General features: G+C 64.7%; 17 protein-coding genes. 11 read left to right on the forward strand and 6 right to left on the reverse strand.

The genetic code is table 11. The features are described from left to right. Positions 1-34 precede the first annotated feature (34 nt). Entirely contained in the window at positions 35-898 is an 864-nt protein-coding gene (locus QM615_RS12925) for a TylF/MycF/NovP-related O-methyltransferase (RefSeq protein ID WP_068054857.1), read from the forward strand. On the opposite strand, the gene QM615_RS12930 is transcribed toward QM615_RS12925, so the two are convergent. The 4 genes from QM615_RS12930 to QM615_RS12945 form a co-directional block, all read right to left on the reverse strand. Next, positions 899-2791 (reverse strand): glycosyltransferase, encoded by a 1893-nt coding sequence (locus QM615_RS12930; protein WP_149407120.1) that lies wholly within the window; start codon positions 2789-2791, stop codon positions 899-901. It lies immediately after the preceding gene. A gap of 111 nt (positions 2792-2902) precedes the next feature. After that, positions 2903-3736 (reverse strand): alpha/beta fold hydrolase, encoded by an 834-nt coding sequence (locus QM615_RS12935; RefSeq protein WP_068054854.1) that lies wholly within the window; start codon positions 3734-3736, stop codon positions 2903-2905. Beyond that, on the reverse strand, positions 3733-4338 hold the full coding sequence (locus tag QM615_RS12940; protein ID WP_068054851.1) for a TetR/AcrR family transcriptional regulator: 606 nt from the start codon (positions 4336-4338) through the stop codon (positions 3733-3735). The genes QM615_RS12935 and QM615_RS12940 overlap by 4 nt, the downstream gene beginning before the upstream one ends. Continuing rightward, entirely contained in the window at positions 4335-6137 is a 1803-nt protein-coding gene (locus QM615_RS12945; RefSeq protein ID WP_149407119.1) for an N-acyl-D-amino-acid deacylase family protein, read from the reverse strand. Before QM615_RS12945 ends, QM615_RS12940 begins: the two co-directional genes overlap by 4 nt. A 160-nt stretch (positions 6138-6297) precedes the next feature. Here QM615_RS12945 and QM615_RS12950 point away from each other — a divergent pair, with 160 nt between their 5' ends. From QM615_RS12950 to QM615_RS12970, 5 genes are read left to right on the forward strand one after another with little or no spacing between them, the layout of a single operon-like run. Then, positions 6298-8550: a hypothetical protein gene (locus QM615_RS12950; RefSeq protein ID WP_262498517.1), complete on the forward strand. Its 2253-nt coding sequence runs from the start codon at positions 6298-6300 to the stop codon at positions 8548-8550. Between the two features lie 14 nt (positions 8551-8564). Beyond that, on the forward strand, positions 8565-9593 hold the full coding sequence (locus tag QM615_RS12955) for a glycosyltransferase (protein ID WP_188078775.1): 1029 nt from the start codon (positions 8565-8567) through the stop codon (positions 9591-9593). Beyond that, positions 9590-10531, forward strand: a complete 942-nt coding sequence (locus tag QM615_RS12960) for an NAD-dependent epimerase/dehydratase family protein (RefSeq protein ID WP_149407118.1) — start codon at positions 9590-9592, stop codon at positions 10529-10531. Before QM615_RS12955 ends, QM615_RS12960 begins: the two co-directional genes overlap by 4 nt. Continuing rightward, the gene (locus QM615_RS12965) at positions 10528-10995 is read left to right on the forward strand and encodes a GtrA family protein (protein WP_068054828.1); all 468 of its coding nucleotides are present in this window, start codon (positions 10528-10530) and stop codon (positions 10993-10995) included. Before QM615_RS12960 ends, QM615_RS12965 begins: the two co-directional genes overlap by 4 nt. Beyond that, entirely contained in the window at positions 10992-11828 is an 837-nt protein-coding gene (locus QM615_RS12970; RefSeq protein WP_094638916.1) for a glycosyltransferase family 2 protein, read from the forward strand. Before QM615_RS12965 ends, QM615_RS12970 begins: the two co-directional genes overlap by 4 nt. Before the next feature lie 8 nt (positions 11829-11836). On the opposite strand, the gene rfbB is transcribed toward QM615_RS12970, so the two are convergent. Beyond that, positions 11837-12841 (reverse strand): dTDP-glucose 4,6-dehydratase, encoded by a 1005-nt coding sequence (rfbB, locus tag QM615_RS12975; RefSeq protein ID WP_149407117.1) that lies wholly within the window; start codon positions 12839-12841, stop codon positions 11837-11839. 88 nt (positions 12842-12929) lie between these two features. Between rfbB and QM615_RS12980 the strand changes: the two genes are divergently transcribed. The 3 genes from QM615_RS12980 to QM615_RS12990 are packed head-to-tail and all read left to right on the forward strand — an operon-like array spanning position 12930 to position 15276. Then, on the forward strand, positions 12930-13706 hold the full coding sequence (locus QM615_RS12980; protein ID WP_149407116.1) for a DUF8017 domain-containing protein: 777 nt from the start codon (positions 12930-12932) through the stop codon (positions 13704-13706). After that, positions 13703-14911, forward strand: coding sequence for a hypothetical protein (locus QM615_RS12985; protein ID WP_149407115.1), 1209 nt, complete (start codon positions 13703-13705; stop codon positions 14909-14911). Before QM615_RS12980 ends, QM615_RS12985 begins: the two co-directional genes overlap by 4 nt. Beyond that, positions 14908-15276, forward strand: a complete 369-nt coding sequence (locus QM615_RS12990) for a hypothetical protein (protein ID WP_262498516.1) — start codon at positions 14908-14910, stop codon at positions 15274-15276. The genes QM615_RS12985 and QM615_RS12990 overlap by 4 nt, the downstream gene beginning before the upstream one ends. A gap of 16 nt (positions 15277-15292) precedes the next feature. Here QM615_RS12990 and QM615_RS12995 read toward each other — a convergent pair whose 3' ends face one another. After that, positions 15293-15811 carry a maleylpyruvate isomerase family mycothiol-dependent enzyme gene (locus QM615_RS12995; RefSeq protein WP_188078758.1) on the reverse strand — a complete coding sequence of 173 codons (519 nt, stop codon included), beginning with the start codon at positions 15809-15811 and terminating at the stop codon, positions 15293-15295. A gap of 129 nt (positions 15812-15940) precedes the next feature. Between QM615_RS12995 and rfbA the strand changes: the two genes are divergently transcribed. After that, a complete protein-coding gene (gene rfbA / locus QM615_RS13000; RefSeq protein WP_149407113.1) occupies positions 15941-16813 on the forward strand; it encodes a glucose-1-phosphate thymidylyltransferase RfbA in 873 nt (290 codons plus the stop codon). Beyond that, a complete protein-coding gene (locus QM615_RS13005; protein ID WP_149407112.1) occupies positions 16810-17394 on the forward strand; it encodes a dTDP-4-dehydrorhamnose 3,5-epimerase family protein in 585 nt (194 codons plus the stop codon). The genes rfbA and QM615_RS13005 overlap by 4 nt, the downstream gene beginning before the upstream one ends. Positions 17395-17551: the final 157 nt, after the last annotated feature.

Consider the following 17551-nt stretch of genomic DNA (forward strand, 5'->3'; position numbering starts at 1 on the left):
GCGCGGACCCGCGTGATACCGCTACCGTGTGCCCATGACGGAACCTCGGAAGCTCGCTGATCGCATCAAGTCGTCGGCACGGGAGAAGCTTCAACGGGCGATCGGCGAGGTTCTGGCTCAGCAGACCGCTCAGCTGGCCGAACAGACCAGCGATCAGCAGGCGAAATTGCTCGACGTCCTCGAACGCCAGCGGCGTGAGATCGACGATCTGCACGCGTTCATCCGCGGCCTCGAGATGCGGATGCGTCGCGATATTCCGTACGCCTCCGACGTCGAAGCAGCCGCCCAGAGCGCGGAATTCGCCGAAGAGATGATGCCGCAGGCCCCCACGTTCCTGCGGCCGCACGCGACGCTGCGGTTCGCCCTCGGCGAGGTCTCCATTCGCGGCATGGCACTCGAATTCGGCGTCGCCAGCGGAACGACGCTCGAGATCATCGCCGAGGAATTGAGCTCACGCAAGGACATCACCGTCGTCGCCGGATTCGACGTGTTCTCCGGCCTCCCCGAAACCTGGCGCACCGGTTTCCCGAAGGGTCTCTTCGAGCAGGACACCATCCCCGAAGTGCCGGGCGCACAGATCGTCCCCGGGTTGTTCGAGGACTCGCTGCCGGGCTTCCTGAAGGGCCATCACGAGAAGTTGGCGTTCTTGCACCTGGACGCCGACCTGTACTCGTCGACGGTCACCGTGCTGGATCTGGTGGCCGATCGACTCGCGGTGGGCACGGTGATCGTGTTCGACGAGTACTTCAACTTCCCCGGCTGGCGCAACCACGAGTACCGGGCGTGGACGGAATTCGTCGCACGCACCGGTACCGAGTTCGACTACCTCGGCTACACCGCCGACAACGAACAGGTCGTCGTACGCATTCGCACGGCCCCGACAGTTCGCGCGAAATAGCTACTGGCCGTAGAGGCGAGCCCAGTTCTCTCGGCTCGTCAGCTCGGGCACCGCTGCGCGGTACGACGCAGCGACCGTCGGGGTTTCGGTGCGCAGACGCTTGAGTGCGGTCACGCCGCGCTTGAGCAGCTCGACCGCATGTTGCTTGTTGCGCTGGCGAACTCGGACGCCCTCCTGCGAGCGATCGGTGACGATCGCGTGGGAGAACAGCGAGACGTGCCACCAGTGGGCGTCGTCGGCGGAGATGGCGACCGGACCGGGGTTCACCGTGCCGCGCCACTGATTGAGCATCCGCTTGGCCAACACGGCGAATTCCATGCTCTTCTTCGGGTGCGGTCCCGCGGGGGTGATGAACATATCCGCCGGACGCACCCCGGGAACGTCGTTGGCGTTGTGCCGCTTGGTTTCTCCGTACGCAGCACGTTCGCGTCGGATGGAACCGGCAGCGTCCATGCCGCCGTCGAGCAGATTTTCCGGACCGGCCAGGAAGTCCTCGACGGCCTTGATCAGCGTGTACGCCATGCCGTACTGCATCGACACCAGGTACCGCAGCAGATCGGTGAACAGCTGCTTGGCGAGCGTCCTACCGTCGAGCTCGATGTGCAGGGCGGCGGTGATCATGCCGTTGCGCAGGTTGAAGTAGCGGTGCCACTCGTCCCAGTCCTTCCACGCGAAGTCGGCATGCCATACAGCTGCACCGGGCAGCGTGACTGTCGCGAAACCATTTGCACGAGAACGGTATCCGTACTCGATGTCGTCCCACTGGAAGAACAGCGGCAGCGGGTAGCCGACCTGGCCGACGATCTCGGACGGGATGAGGCACGACCACCAGCCGTTGTAGCCGGCGTCGACGCGAACGTCCTGCTGGCGCTTGCGCTTGAACGCGCTCTTGTCCGAAATTGCGTTCTTGACGTGCACTCCGGCTTCGAGCTTCTGCAGGTTCGCCACCTCGGCACCGACATGCACGCGATCGGGGTGCAAGAGGTAGAGCATCTGCGCGCCGATGATCGCCGGCTCGACGGTCATGTTGGCGAACGAGTTCATCCGCACTATCGCCTCGGGCTCGCACAGCACGTCGTCGTCCATGAAGATGACGTTGGCCGGATCGCCGCCCTTGCCCTGCACCTCGTAGAGCCCACGAGTGAACCCGCCGGCACCGCCGAGGTTGGGCTGGGTGATGTAGACGAGCTTGTCGCCGAGCTGGGCCGCCACGCGCTGGAACTTCTCGCGCGTCTGCACCTGATCGGTGCCCTGATCGACGACGTAGACGTTGTCGACGCCGAGTAGCGCTATGGGGTCGTCGGCCATGGCAGCGACGGTGTTGGCGCAGTCGTCCGCGCGGTTGAACGTGCAGATCACCACCGAGGTGGGACGCAGCTTCTCCGGCGCGGCGACGGTCCACTCCGCGTCCTGTACCGACAACTCGCTCGATGTGGTGGTGAAGCGGACGTACAGCGCGCCGCCGTCGAGGAACTGCGTCGTGGCGACGGGAACGGCCAACTGAGTCGACGAGTTCGCGGAATCGACCGTTGTACTGGCCATCGTGCGCTCGTGACCCTTGTAGTCCGTGCCCACCAGATCGATCCGCCCGGCACCGGCGACGGTCGCACGGAACACCACCTCGGTGACGGTGGTCCACCGCTGCCAGTAGCTGGCCGGGAACCGTCCGAAGTAGCTGTTGGTGTGCAGCACGCTGCGCTTGGCGATACGGACGCCCGTGCGGGTGCGCTCGGCATTTCCCTTACCGACAGAGCTGTACATATCGGCACTGACCAGGGGCGACGGGCCGTCGAACAGCAGTCTCTGAACTGTCAGTTCGGGCTCGCCGTCACCGCCGGCAACAGCCGACACATCCGATGGCGAGCCGAGACGATCGAGAGCAGTGCCGTCCATACCGAGAAGTACCCCATCCAGTTCGAGTAGTGGCTCTGTGCGGTCGTGGAGAGAAGAAGACCACTGACCATGGTTGCACAGGCCCCGACCGATCTGTCCGACGCTCGCCGTCTACTTCGCTTCCTGCACCCTCGCCATCAGCACGCGGGCGGCGTCGGCGGGGTGCGTGTACGGCCACCAATGGCCGGCATCGACTCGATCGACGCGCAGATCGGGGATCCATCGATCGAGACCGTCGGTGAGGTTGGTCGACAGCATGCGGTCGTGTGACGGTACGACCACGGTGGTCGGGACCGCGCACCGTGGAGCAGGCCCGCGGAGCACACGCCGCAACACGTTCGCCCGGTAGAGGGCGATGCCGCGCTGCTGGTCGGCCACCGTCGGGGTCGGCTCACCCTCGACATTCAGCCGTGCCAACAAGTCCGGTACCCGTGTGCCCAGAACGGGCACATGAAACCCGAAGACGTACCAGGACCGGGCCAACTGCCCGATCAACGACGGCCATCGATGCGGCCGCACCAGCCGCGCCCGTGCCACCTGCCTCAGATGATCCAGACTGGGTCCGGACACCGATGTGTACGACGCGAACACGGTCGATGCGCGAGGCGAGGCCATCGCCTCCCACATCTGGACCGAACCCCAGTCGTGGGCGAAGACGTGCACCTTCCCGGTGAGGTCAGGAATCGACTCGACCACCGCGAAGGCGTCGCGCGCCAGCTGCTCGATGGACACGTCCGCCTCGTGCTCGAGCGTGGACGCTCCGCTTCCTCGTGTGTCGTAGGCGATCACCCGAACCTGGTCGCCGAGCTCGGCGATCAGCGGATCGAACACGTGACGGTTGTCGGGGTATCCGTGCACCAGCAGCACTGTGGACTTCGCCGCCGGGTCCCCGTATTCGAAGACGGGAAGCTCGGCACCCGGAGTGCGCACAGTCCAGTGGGTCATCCCGCGTCGCTCAGTGCGTACAGAGTGCCGCCGCGTAGCAAGTGGGCGATCATCCTCAGCCGCATGGCCTCCTGCTCGGGTTGCGGATGCACCACCGCGGCCAACGCCTCGCCGTCGAGCAGATGCACCACGCTGAAGACCACCGTCTCCAGATGGCGTGGATCGATCACGCCGGCGACCGGTAGCGTGCGAGCGAGTTCGGCGATCTGCTCGTGGTACCGAACGGTGAACGGCTGCAGCCTCTCTCGCAACTCCTCGTCACTACGGGCCGCGGTCAACAGCTCGTACCAGGCACCGTTGATCGGAGCGCGGCACGCAGCCCTGAGCAGTTCGAGGCAGTGCTCGATCGACGCGCTCCCGAAACCGGACAGGCCACGGCGAAACTCCACGAACTGACGTCGCCGAACCTCGTCTGCTGCGGCAACTATCAGGTCCAGCCTGGTGTCGAAATGCCGAAACATGGCACCGGAAGACACCCCTGCGCGGCTGACGATCTCACTGACACTGGTTGCGGCATAGCCCTTCTCGCACAACGACTCGATGGTCGCGTCGAGCAACTTTCCGATCGTCTCGGTCCGACGCTGCAGTTGACTCGGGCTCACACACGCTCCCGTCGACGCGGAGCCGTCGGGGTGCCGGCCCGCAGGAAACTACCTGCCCGCTCCGACACACCGAACCAGGGAGCAAAGGTGCCACCGGAGAACACCACTCGGCCTGCGACCAGGGTGGCGGCCACGGCCCGGTCGTTGCGGTTGACCATTCGACTCAGGCCACCGAACTCCGGCATGGTCTCCTCCCGGTAGGCCAGGACCTCCTCGTCCAGCCCCTCCGGATCGATCACCACGATGTCGGCGCGATCCCCCACCCGCACGTGTCCGGCGTCGAGACCGTAGAAGTCGGCCAGCTCGCCGCTGAGCTTGTGCACGGCCTTCTCCACGGTCATGAAGGGTCGGCGATCGTTTCGCGCGTCGTGCACACGGTGCAGCAACCGGATGCCGAAGTTGTAGAACGCCATGTTGCGTAGATGAGCACCGGCGTCGGAGAACCCCACGGTCACCCCGGGCTGGTTGATCAGCTTGTCCATCTGCCGCTTGCGGTGATTGGCAACCGTCGTGTGCCAGCGCAGCTTTCGACCGTGCTCGACCACCAGATCGAGGAACGCGTCCACCACGTGTACCCCGCGTTCGGCCGCAACCTCTGCGACGTTCTTGCCGACGACCGACGCGTCGGGACACTCGGTGATCTCGGCGTCGGCGAAGTCTCGATGCCAGACGCGCGAGCTGAACTTCTTCTCGAAATCGGCGCGGAACCAGCGGCGGTAGGCCTCGTCCGACAGCAACTCGTTGCGGCCCAACTCTTCTCGCAGATGTAGCGCGGCGCGGCCCGAGCCGAACTCCTCGAACACCACGAGGTCGATGCCATCGGAATACACGTCGAATGTGGTGGGCAAGTGCTGCCAGCGGAACTGTCCCTTGCCCGGCCCGTTGACGATGCGAGCGAGCGGGCCGAAGACCCGATGGATCCAGGGCGAGGCCTTCGCGTCGGCCGCCGCCAGCAACGAGATCTTGAGCGGAGTGCGGCCGATCCCGGTGGCCGAGGCAAGGAAGAACAGCATGTCGTACTTGGTGTTCAGGTTCGGAATGCTCTGCAACAGTCGGCCGCGCTTACGCAGGATCTTGTGCAGAGCACGGAATTCGCTCCACCGTGCGTACGAGGACGGCAGCGAACGAGATCGGTACCGATCCCCGTCCAGCTTGTCCCACGGGTTCGTCATCGTCGACATTCCGAGCAGCCCGGCATCGAGCGCCTGCTCGAGCGCGTCCGACATGGTGCGCCATTCCTCGCGGGTGGGCTTCTGACTGCGGTCGGTCGATCGGTCCAAGCCCATCACGTGCGCACGCAGATCAGAATGACCGACCAAGGCTGCGATGTTGGGGCCCAGAGGCAGACGCTCGAGCGCTGCGATGTACTCGTCGGGACTGGTCCACGTCTTGTGCGTATCGACGGCCTTGAGCACATGATCGCGCGGCAGCGCCTCCACCCGACTGAACAGATCAGCGATGTCGACCGGAGTGGAGTAGAGCGTCGACAACGAACAGTTCCCCAGCAGAACCGTCGTGACCCCGTGCCGAACGGACTCCTCTAGACCGGGCCCGACGAGCACTTCCGCGTCGTAATGGGTGTGCACGTCCACGAAGCCCGGGGTGACCCACTTACCGGTGGCGTCGACCACCTCGGTCGTCGGGCCCGCCTCGAGCGGAGTGGACGACACGGCCCGTACGAAACCGTCGACGATGCCCACATCGGCTCGCACTCCTGGACCGCCGGACCCGTCGTAGACGGTGCCGCCGGTGATGACGACGTCGAAAGGAATGTTCGAGCTCAATGTGACCTCCGTCATAGGATGACGAAACTCTAACTTAGAGAGTGATCACTCGCAATAGCCGTACCGAGTCGGCCGTCTCGCGATCACCTGCGTGTTCCGCGCGTCGACGTTTCGGTTCCTGGACACCTCGAGAGATACAGTCGAGTGTCTTTGCCCGAACTCACGGAGTTGACCCTTGACCCCCACGGATACCCACATCGCGCGCGCCGCCCTGCCCGACAGCAGGAGAGAGCGCCTCGCGTGGGGAGCAGCGGTCGCTGCAGTGGTGGTCCTCGGCTATCTCCTGGTGCTCAGCGTCGATCCCCGTTTCTTCTACATCGACGACACCGAATCGGGTGCCGTACCCAACTGGCTCCAGCTCGGACGCATCATGCGCGACGGGCAATTCCCCTCGCTGGTGCTCGATCAGTGGATGGCCGGCAACTACCCGGTCGAGGGCCAGGGCGGCCTGTGGAATCCCGTGCAGATGGCGATCAACTACATCTCGCCGTCGATCGACAACCTGGTACTGCTGGCAACGGTCGTCAAACTGGGCTTCTCGATTCTGTTGGCCTGGGGCGTGTTTCGAGTCGCCCTGGCCTACGGAGCGCGAGCCAACTGGGCTGCGGTAGCGGGCGCGAGCGCACCGTTCGTCGGGTTCACGCTGTTCTTCGAGAACACCTCGTGGGTGACCGCGCTGATGGGCACGGCGTGGATCATGAACGCCTGGGCGAGCTCGGTGTCCTACGCCCGCGGTCGCAGCGGTCCGATCGTGCCGTTCGCCTTCCTCTACCTCGCCATCAGCGTGGGATACGTCCACGCCGCGGTGATGGCCGGAGTGATGATCGGATCCGTCGCCATCGGCGAACGACTGTTCCAGCGGCTGTGGCGTCCGGCACTGAAGGTGTGCGCGGTAGGTATCGCTGCCGCCGCGTGCGGGGCCGTCACCTTCCTGCCCGGCGTGCTCACATCCGCGGTCACCTGGCGTAGCGGCGACGAAGGCACGTTCAACGACAACTTCCTGACCGCACCGTGGTCGGAATCGCTCACCGCGAGCATCCCGACCGCCGTGACGAGCATCGAATCCTGGGCGGGCGAAACCACCGAATCGCCGGTCACCTACATCGCCTGGTTCGTGGTGCCCGCGCTGGCGTTCATCGCGTGGCGTCGGGTACCCGCGGCTCTGCGCGAGCTGGCCGCACCACTGATCATGCTGGCGTTCGCCTTGATCTTCACCGCAGGTCCCAGCGACATCGGACCGATCCGCTGGCCCGCCCGCATTCTGCCGTTCGTCGCCCTCGTCGCACTGATTCTCGTGGTCACCCTGATCAGCCGGTACGGAACCCTCGACAAGCTGCGGCCGCGGCTGCTCGCGGCCGGCCTGCTGACGCTGGTACTGCTGCTTCGCGCCGGCTCGTCGGGTCCGGAATTCTTCGGTCGCCACGTCCTCGCTGCGCTGGTGATCCTGCTCGTCGGCGCGCTCGCTCTGCTGCTGGCCCACCGCTTCTCCACCCGGGCGACTGCGGCGCTGCTCCTCGTGACGATCGCGCCGGTCGCGATGTACCAGGTGGCCACCTACGAACCGCCCTTCGCCAAGTGGTGGCTGCCTACCTCCCAATCCGAAGCCAAGGCCGAGTTCCCACAGTGGCAGGGCGCGACTCTGCAACTCGGTAGCCGTGCGCTCACCGAAACCGCAGCCGACGGACCCGACGACCCCCGGCTGCCCTGGCACTCCCAGGTGTACGGCAACTCCGCCAAGATCATGGGCCTGGACTACGTCAACGCGTACACCCCCGTCGGCTATCTCGACTTCGCCAACCTGCTGTGCTTCGAGCACGAGGGATCGACCTGCACGGACGCCTTCCGGCGTGTGTTCGAGATCGAGCCGTACACCGGCAAGACGTACGCCGACCTGATGCAACTCGATCGAATCGCGCTGCAGAAGAATCAATATCCGCTCGCGAACTCCCGGCCCGCACCCGCAGGCTGGATGTGGGTGACCGCGCCCACGCCCGAGTCCGCTCGCCAGATCTACGTCCTCGAACGCGTCGACGGGTTGATTCCCGCGTCGTCGGGACGCGTCGTCGCGACCGTGAACGCCACGGCCGAACCCCGATCGTCCGATGCGGACTCGGAGCACGTCGACGTCAGCGCACCCAACGGTGGCAGCGTCGTGTTCTCGCGTCTGGCCTGGCCCGGCTACACCGCGACGCTGAACGGTGAGGAGCTGCAGACGAAGGGGCTGGCCGACATCTTCCTGTACGTCGACCTGCCGCCCGGCACCGAGAACGCGGACCTGCACATCACCTTCCGACCGCCCGGCGAACGACTCGGACTGGCCGCGATGGCCGGCGGGACGCTGTTGCTGGTCGGCCTGGTGGTGCTCGATGTGCGACGGCGCAGAAATTCGAGTTCTCGGGAGTTCGGCGCTGGGACGTCGAGCAGATAGGCTCAGACCTCGTGATGTCCGACGACTCTGCTGCTGATCCGCACCGCATCTCCATCGTGGTACCGGTCTACCAGGGCGAACGGACGCTCAGCGCGTTGATGGACGAGATCCTTCCGCTGACGCAGGTGACGCACACCCCCGTCGGGCGGCCGATGATCGTCGAGGAAGTTCTGCTCGTCTTCGATCACGGACCCGACAACTCTGCCGCGGTGATTCGCCAGCTCACGGCCGCGCACACGTTCGTTCGCGGGGTGTGGCTGAGCCGCAATTTCGGTCAGCACCCCGCCACCCTCGCCGGCATGGCCTCGAGCGGCGGCGAGTGGATCGTCACGATGGACGAGGACGGGCAACACGATCCGGCGGCGATCGGCGGCATGCTGGATACGGCCCTCGACCAGCAGTCCACCGTCGTCTACGCCAAGCCCACCAACGTCGCACCGCACGGGATGTGGCGCAACGCAGCCTCCAAGGGTTCGAAGTGGCTGATCGCCAAGGCGCTGGCCGGGGACAACACCATCGACTACCAGAGCTACCGCCTGGTGCTCGGTGAAGTCGGTCGCTCCGTCGCCGCCTACGCCGGTTCCGAGGCATACCTGGACATCGCACTCGGCTGGATCGCAGGCGACGTCACGACCAGCCCGGTGGCGTTGCGTGAAGAGGTGGACCGTCGATCGGGCTACCGACTGCGCACCTTGCTCTCGCACTTCTGGCGGATGGTGCTCTCGAGCGGCACGAAGGGCCTGCGACTGGTCAGCTTCATCGGCATCGCCTTCGCGGTACTCGGCCTCATTCTGGTGGCGTACGTACTCGTGTCGTACTTCGTCTTCGATTCGGGCGCCGAGGTACGAGGCTGGGCATCGACGATGGTGATCCTGTTGTTCGGCTTCGGAGCAACACTGTTCTCCCTCGGTGTGGTGGCCGAGTACGTGGGCGTGAACGTCAAGACGGCCATGGGCAAACCGCCGTACCTGATCGTCACCGACCCGGGAAACGGCCCGCTCGGGCGCACTGCGCCATCGACCGAACCTGCACCGCCGGCGTGACCGCGACACACACGTGGATCGTCGGCAGCGGCGGGCTGCTCGGCGCTGCGGTGACCCGGGAGGCCGGTCGTCGCGGGCATCGAGTGCACACCAGCACCATCCCGTGGTCGGACACGGCGTCCGCCGAACAGGCTCTGCTGCAGCGCTGTTCGGAATTCTTCGACTCCTTCGCCGACGGTACCTGGAACGTGATCTGGGCCGCGGGCGCGGGCGTGAACGGAACCAGCGCAGCACAATTCGCCGAAGAGAACGGCCTGATCCGCACCGTCCTGGCGCACATCGAGGCTGTCGCCGCCGACCGCGCGGGCACCGGAACCGTGTTCCTCGCCTCGTCCGCCGGAGGCGTCTACGCCGGCGCGACGGGCGCCCCACATCACGAGGGAACGAACCCGGTTCCGTTGGGCGACTACGGTTTCGCCAAGCTGCAGTCCGAGGCCATCGCGACCGAGTTCGGTGCCCGCACCGGCATCAACGTGGCCATCGGCCGGTTCGCGAACCTCTACGGGCCGGGGCAGAACCTCGCGAAACCGCAGGGCCTGATCTCGCACCTGTGCCGGGGATACCTCATGGCCTCCCCCGTATCCATCTACGTCCCGATGGACACGTTGCGCGACTACCTCTACGTGTCCGACGCGGCCGAGATGGTTGCCGACACCCTTGCCATGTCGGCCACGCGACGAATATCGCCGACGATCAAGATCTTCGCCTCCGGTGAGGCCGTGACCATCGGCTCGATTCTCGGAGCCTGCCGGACGGTGTTCCGCCGTCGACCGAACGTGGTGTTGGCAGCGTCCCCACTGGCGGTGTTCCAAGGTCGCGATCTACGGCTGCGGTCGACGGTATGGCCGCAGATCGATCGCCGAACGCACCGAACATTGCCCGCAGGCATCGCGTCCACCCTGTTCGCGACGCGTCAGGCACTGGCGGTGGGTCGATGACCGAACCACAGACTCCTGCTCCCCCGGCGGGCATGAACGGCGCGCCGGGGCCGCTGATGCGCATCGTCAAGAATCAGAAGATCGCGTTCCTGCTCGTCGGCGGCGTCAACACCGCATTGGGTACCGCGTGGTTCATCCTGTGGCAGTTGCTGATCGGCGAGCAGTACGGATACCACGCCGCGATCGTGCTCGGCTATCTCTGCAACGTGCTGTGCGCGTTCGCGATGTACCGCTACCTGGTGTTCCGCGTGCGGGGTCACTTCCTACGTGATCTGCTGCGGTTCTTCGTCGTGAACTTCGGCGCGTTCGTCGCCAACATCTCCCTGATGACGATCGCCGTGTCCGTCTTCCACTTCCCGCCCATCCCTTCACAATTGGTCGTCACAGCCGTGATGGCAGTCGTCAGCTTCTTCGGCTACCGCGACTTCTCGTTCCGCAGAAAGAGCCAGGCCCCCACATCATGACGCCCCGTGTTTCCGTAGTCGTCCCGGCGTACAACAACGCCGAGTACCTGGCCGAGACCATCGATTCGATTCTCGCCCAGACGTTCACGGACTTCGAACTGGTCATCGCCGATCACTCGTCGACCGACGGAACCCTCGCCGTCGCGCAGAAGTTCGACGACCCACGGATCCGCCTGCTGACAACCCCGGCCGGCGGCGGAGCGCAGGCCAACTGGAACCGCGTCACCGAGGAAGCCACGGGCGAGCTGATCAAGCTCGTCTGCGGTGACGACACCATCGCGCCCACCGCGCTGGACACTCAGGTGCGGGCTTTCGACGACAACCCGTCCGCCGTTCTGGTCGCCGCACAGCGGACGCTGATCGACGCCTACGGCAAGACGGTCATCGCCGCCCGCGGGCTCGGTGGACTGCACGGAACGGTATCGGGCCGAGTCGCCGCTCGAACCGCAGTTCGGGCCGGTGCCAACATCTTCGGCGAACCCGGCGGCGTCATGATGAAGCTGTCGGAACTCCGCGAGATCGGGCTGTGGGACAACAGCCATCCCTACCTGATCGACCAGGCCACCTTCATCGCGGTTGCGCTACGAGGCGACATCGTGGCCATTCCGCAACCGCTGGCGTCGTTCCGCATCAACTCGGGGCAGTGGAGCGTGGAGCTGGCGACACAGCAGGCACGTCAGGCCGCGGACTTCCACCGCTCGCTGCAGGCCAGCGACCCGACATTGTTGTCCGACAACGATGTTCGCATCGGCAACGCCAAGGCCCTGATGACGTCGTTCATGCGTCGCGCGGTGTACCTGCTGCTGCGCCATCGGATGTCACGCAGTAGTTAGTTCCGGCTTCAGGGCAGTACGGATTCTTTCGCCGCGTAGACCGCCTCGGTGGCATCTTTCTGCGGTCGCCACCACTGCTCGTTCTCCCGGTACCAGTCGATGGTCGCTTTCAAGCCCGCCCGGAAGTCGACATACGTTGGTGTCCAACCCAATTCGGTACGCAGTTTGCTGGAGTCGATGGCGTAGCGCAGATCGTGGCCGGGGCGGTCGGTGACGAAATCGAAGGCGTCGGATGCGTTGCCGGTTTCTTCGAGGATCGCTTCGAGGACGGTGCGGTTGTTCGCTTCGCCGTCGGCTCCGATGAGGTAGGTCTCGCCGATGCGGCCACCGTCGATGATCGCCCAGACGGCGCTGTTGTGGTCGTCGACGTGGATCCAGTCGCGCACGTTCTGCCCTGCCCCGTAGAGCTTGGGCCGAGAGCCACTGAGGATGTTGGTGATCTGGCGTGGGATGAACTTCTCCACGTGCTGGTATGGGCCGTAGTTGTTGGAGCAATTCGAGATGGTGGAGCGGACCCCGAACGAGCGGGTCCAGGCACGCACCAACAGGTCGCTCGAGGCCTTGGTGGAGGAGTACGGACTCGACGGGTTGTACGAGGTCGATTCGGTGAACCGTGCCGGGTCGTCGAGTTCGAGGTCGCCGTAGACCTCGTCGGTGGAGATGTGGTGGTAGCGGACGTCGTGCTCGCGGACCGCGTTGAGCAAGGTGGTGGTGCCGATGACGTTGGTGTGCACGAACGGCCACGGGTCGGTCAACGAGTTGTCGTTGTGGGATTCGGCGGCGAAGTGGACGACCAGATCGGTTTCGCGGACGAGGCGGTCCACGAGATCGGCGTCGGCGATGTCGCCGTGCACGAACTCGATGCGATCCGCCACCGGGTCGAGGGAGGCCTTGTTGCCGGCGTAGGTGAGCTTGTCGAGCACGGTGACCTGGGAGTCGGGACGCTGCGCGAGGGTCTGATGTACGAAGTTCGCGCCGATGAACCCGGCCCCACCCGTGACGAGAATTCTCATGTACCGGCACTTTACCGGTGCTGGCCGGCGACGGCCGTTCTTGTCGGGCGCGCGTGCTAGCTTCTCTTCGACTTCGGGGGGAGTGACGATGCGTCTTCGATACATACTGCTGCGTCTCGCGGCATCGGTGGCACTGCTGTTCGGAATCATGTGGGCAATCCCGCTGCTGGCACCGCAGGTGCCCGAGCCGTACGAGGGGGTACAGACTCTGCCGCCGGTGTCGCCGGAACCCAGGGGCTCGACGACAGCCCCGCCACCAATGCCGCCGGGGTTTCCGTCCATGAACCGGCCGCCACCGAAGATCGAGGTGCCCGACGGCCAACCGCAGCCCATCGCCACCAAATTCGGCTGGACCTACGATATTCCTGCGGACTGGGAAAATTGGAACGACGGTTTCGCGGAGTGGGTCGGCGAGGACGGGTCGACCGCAACGTACGGCGCAATGGGCCTCCACGGTCGATTCGATTGCGAGGGGGGTGAGTTCGAGTCTTCGGCGATCAGCGGAATGACCGGTCGACGTGCCGGGGACTTGACTGTCCTCGCCTATCAGGAAGCGCAGAAGGCGTCGATGATCTTCACCAACCGAGACGGTTCACTGGCACCCACTGTTCAGATCAGCGACCCCAAGTATCTACAGGTCGACGGAGTCCCGGCTGTCCGCTACACAGCCCTGGTGGAAGACATACCGGATTCGCCTTACTGCCCTCCTCCCCGCGCCACATTCGACGTTGTCACCACTACCGGTTTCGCCACGGCAGAGGTCGCGGTCTTCGTTGTACTTGCCGACCGTGATGTCGAGAACGCACTCTCCGATGAGGATGTCGACGGCCTCATCTCGTCACTGAGAAGGACCGCGACGCAATGACCGAACCGCTGATCGCCAGATCCTCGGAAATCGCCGGCCTCGGACATCTTCTCGATCGCATCGGCGGCGACACTCTGGCCAGTCATCGTTATCTGCTCGATCAGGCGGGCCTGAGCGAGAACGTGGTTGGGCAGATTCTGAAACGACTTCAGCCGTACCTCGCACGGTTTCAGGAGATGACACGCACTCGGCAGGTTCACCTGTCCGCCAATTGCGGGGAAATGGGTGCAGAACTCAACAGAGCGGCATGGCTGTATGCCGATCAGGATCAGCGAAACTATGACCTGCTGAACGCTCACACAAGCGCGCCGCCACTACCGGGCATCGATCGAGGCAGCTCGGATCGTGCCGCCGTCGGCCACGTGGATGAATTCGACGGAGCGGCCGACTACGGACGGCCCCACGGGATCGACTATCCCGCGCCGAATCCCGTCGTCGACGAAGTCCGAGAATTGCTCGACGATGCCGCGGGCTGGCTCGGAGAGATCGACACAACGATTTTCGAACTCTGCGGGTGGAGCCCCCTGAACGAAGCGACAATGCCGATCACCGGCAACTGGAACGAAATCAGGAGAATCGGCCACGCATATCAGATCGCAGGCGACGCCATGGAAGCTGCGTCGGAGTCGTTCGCGGCAGGTGTGGGGCGCGTAAACGCCTACTGGAACGGCGCTGCCGCAAAGGCATTCACCGATTACGCCGACCGACAACTGGCCGCAATGCGATGGGAGGGGCCCGCAGGCCGCACGATTTCCGCGGTCTGTGCAGTGATATCCGAACAACTCCGTGACGCTGCGCTGGCAGTGGTTCGGAAAATCGTCGAACTTCTCGAATCGGAGGTCGCCGTCGACAACGCCCGCGGTGCTTTGAAGGTCATGATCAAGAAGATACCGATGGTGGGCACGGCCTGGCAGGTCGAAAGTATCATCGAAATCTGCTGGACAGCAATGGATCTGACCAAGGAACTCATTGCGAAGATCGAGCAGGTGGTCGACGACTTCGGCGCGTTCCTCGACGCGCTCGGCGATCCCGAGAGCCAGGTGGGCAAGAAGATCGACGACACGTTGCGCCCATTGAACGACTTCCTCGACCACGGCAAGCAGTCCGTCGAAGCGGGAAAGACCGCGGATATCCGACCGGTCCTCGACACTCCGGACGAGGACTTCTCCGTTGGCACCGGCGACGAACCCTGGCGGGACGCATGATCCAGTCACTGCCTCCACACGCCCGAGCCGCGTACGACCGTCTGATGACATCCTGCGGTGAGCTCGAGGCCGCGCGCACGCGGGCCCTGAACACCGATCTGAAAGCTCTGGCGGGAACCCGATACGTCACAGCGGAACTGCTGGCCCGCCTGGCGTCCTCACGCCGGGCATCGGCCGACCTGATCCACTACGCGACCCGCGTCGCGTCGGGTGAATGCAGTTGGGAACGTGTCGAGGTGGACGCAACTCCGGTGCCACCGGAAGTCGAAGAGCTCAAAGCCGATCCGCAGATCGTGTGGCCGGCCGAATGGCCGACTCCGATCACCGAGACCGGAACTTCGCCGTACCGAATCCCGTGGGAGTGATCGGCCGCTGGAACTGTCAGGACCCTCGGACAGTGCGTCCGGCGAAGGCCGCCAACCGCTCGTACGCGTTTGCGCTTTCGGGTGCAGGCTGCTCAGGATCGAAAGCACCGCCTCGTCGTTCGTCGGTCATGTTGGCCGACATGAACACCATCCCCTCCTCCGCCACCGTCTGGTCGAGATCGTCCGTGCCGCGCCCGAGTGCGGTCGCGAGATCCCACGCGTGCACCGAGAGTTCCGCAGCCACCATGCCGAGCGGCAATGGTGAACCTGCATCGATCTCGGCCAGCAGTTCGCGAGTCCGCTCCGTCCACAGCGGAATCGGATCCGACGACGGTTCGGGCGACGCCGACCAATCGATCTCGCCACCCCGAGCCATGGTCACCAAGTTGGCCGCGGTGTTCACCAGGTGGTCCGTCAGCTCGGCGACGGTCCACTCGGTGCAGGGCGTGGCCGATGCGCGTTCGGCTTCGGTCACTGTGGAGAGCAGAGCGGTGACCTGATCGATACCGGTGGAGATCTGGTTCGTTGTCGTCACGTGGCTTGTCCTCGGTTCTCTCGGAAGCTGGGTATGCGGCGAGCGTAAGTGCACCTCGGAGCTCACGCAGCAGAAACGGGGCAGGCACAAGCGAGCGGGTGATCGGAGGGTCTGGAAGACTTCGCGGTCATGCGGGGAATCATTCTGGCGGGCGGCACGGGCTCGCGTCTTCATCCGATCACGATGGGCGTCAGCAAGCAGCTGGTTCCGGTCTACGACAAACCGATGATCTACTACCCGCTCTCGACACTGATCCTGGCCGGGATCCGCGAGATCCTCATCATCACCACCCCGCAGGACGCCGACCAATTCACGCGCCTCCTCGGTGACGGCTCCCAGTTCGGCATCGACTTGACCTACAAGGTCCAACACGAGCCGAACGGTCTCGCCCAAGCGTTCGTATTGGGTGCCGAGCACATCGGCACCGACTCCGCGGCATTGGTGTTGGGCGACAACATCTTCTACGGCCCCGGCCTGGGCACCCAACTGTCGCGTTTCGATCACATCGACGGCGGAGCCGTGTTCGCCTACGAGGTCTCCGACCCCACCGCCTACGGCGTCATCGAATTCGACGACAACCGCAAAGCCATCTCCCTCGAAGAAAAACCCGCCGCCCCGAATTCGAACTACGCCGTCCCCGGCCTGTACTTCTACGACAACGACGTCATCGCCATCGCCCGCGACCTCGAACCGTCCGCCCGCGGGGAATACGAGATCACCGACGTCAACCGCCACTATCTGGAGGCCGGCCGCCTCCACGTCGAAGTTCTCCCTCGCGGGACAGCTTGGCTCGACACCGGCACGTTCGACTCCCTGCTCGACGCCTCGAACTACGTGCGCACCATCGAACAACGCCAAGGCCTCAAGATCGGATCCCCCGAAGAAGTGGCCTGGCGACGAGGATTCATCACCGACGACGAACTGCGCGTGCGCGCCGAGACACTCGTCAAGTCCGGGTACGGCCGCTACCTGCTGGAATTGATCGACCGAGGGAACCGATGACCTTTCGTGAACTGAAAATATCCGGTGCCTACGAGTACACCCCACGTCAGTTCGGCGACGACCGCGGAGTGTTCTTCGAATGGTTCAAAGCGTCGGCGTTCGAGGCCACCACCGGGCGGTCGTTGGAGCTGCTGCAGGCGAACTGCTCGGTCTCCGCCGCCGGGGTCCTGCGCGGGATCCACTTCACCACCAATCCGCCCGGGCAGGCGAAATACGTCACCTGCGCCCGCGGAGCCTTCCTCGATGTCATCGTCGACCTGCGCGTCGGATCACCGACATTCGGGCAGTGGGACAGCGTGCTGATCGACGACGTCGACCGCAAAGCAGTGTTCCTCTCCGAAGGACTCGGCCACGCCATCTTGTCCCTGGAAGACAACTCGACCGTCATGTACCTGTGCTCCCTGGAGTACACCCCGGCCTTGGACCGCGACATCAACCCACTCGACCCCGCCCTGGGCATCGACTGGCCCACCACCGCCCGCGACGGCACACCCCTGACCTACGAACTCTCCGACAAGGACAAAGCCGCCCCCACCCTCGCCGAAGCCCTCGAAAACGGAGACCTGCCCAACTTCTCCTGAACGGCGGGACAAGGCAGCATCCGGGCAAACGCGCGCGCATTCGTCAGACGCGCGCAGAATCGCCCCTGACCGTTGACGAGAATGCGCGCGTTTGGCAAGTGCCGCTCAATGTCAAGCTGTCTGGAGTCGATTGTTGTTGATTCCGACGGTTGCGGGC

Origin of the sequence: Rhodococcus sp. IEGM 1341 (assembly GCF_030056895.1) — a bacterium.
GTDB lineage: Bacteria > Actinomycetota > Actinomycetes > Mycobacteriales > Mycobacteriaceae > Rhodococcoides.

Coding starts and splice junctions, on each gene's coding strand:
- QM615_RS12980 (WP_149407116.1), top strand. CDS start 12,930: ATGCGTCTTCGATACATACTGCTGCGTCTCGCGGCATCGGTGGCACTG.
- QM615_RS13005 (WP_149407112.1), top strand. CDS start 16,810: ATGACCTTTCGTGAACTGAAAATATCCGGTGCCTACGAGTACACCCCA.
- rfbA (WP_149407113.1), top strand. CDS start 15,941: ATGCGGGGAATCATTCTGGCGGGCGGCACGGGCTCGCGTCTTCATCCG.
- QM615_RS12925 (WP_068054857.1), top strand. CDS start 35: ATGACGGAACCTCGGAAGCTCGCTGATCGCATCAAGTCGTCGGCACGG.
- QM615_RS12990 (WP_262498516.1), top strand. CDS start 14,908: ATGATCCAGTCACTGCCTCCACACGCCCGAGCCGCGTACGACCGTCTG.
- QM615_RS12955 (WP_188078775.1), top strand. CDS start 8,565: ATGTCCGACGACTCTGCTGCTGATCCGCACCGCATCTCCATCGTGGTA.
- QM615_RS12970 (WP_094638916.1), top strand. CDS start 10,992: ATGACGCCCCGTGTTTCCGTAGTCGTCCCGGCGTACAACAACGCCGAG.
- QM615_RS12965 (WP_068054828.1), top strand. CDS start 10,528: ATGACCGAACCACAGACTCCTGCTCCCCCGGCGGGCATGAACGGCGCG.
- rfbB (WP_149407117.1), bottom strand. CDS start 12,841: ATGAGAATTCTCGTCACGGGTGGGGCCGGGTTCATCGGCGCGAACTTC.
- QM615_RS12935 (WP_068054854.1), bottom strand. CDS start 3,736: ATGACCCACTGGACTGTGCGCACTCCGGGTGCCGAGCTTCCCGTCTTC.
- QM615_RS12985 (WP_149407115.1), top strand. CDS start 13,703: ATGACCGAACCGCTGATCGCCAGATCCTCGGAAATCGCCGGCCTCGGA.
- QM615_RS12945 (WP_149407119.1), bottom strand. CDS start 6,137: ATGACGGAGGTCACATTGAGCTCGAACATTCCTTTCGACGTCGTCATC.
- QM615_RS12930 (WP_149407120.1), bottom strand. CDS start 2,791: ATGGACGGCACTGCTCTCGATCGTCTCGGCTCGCCATCGGATGTGTCG.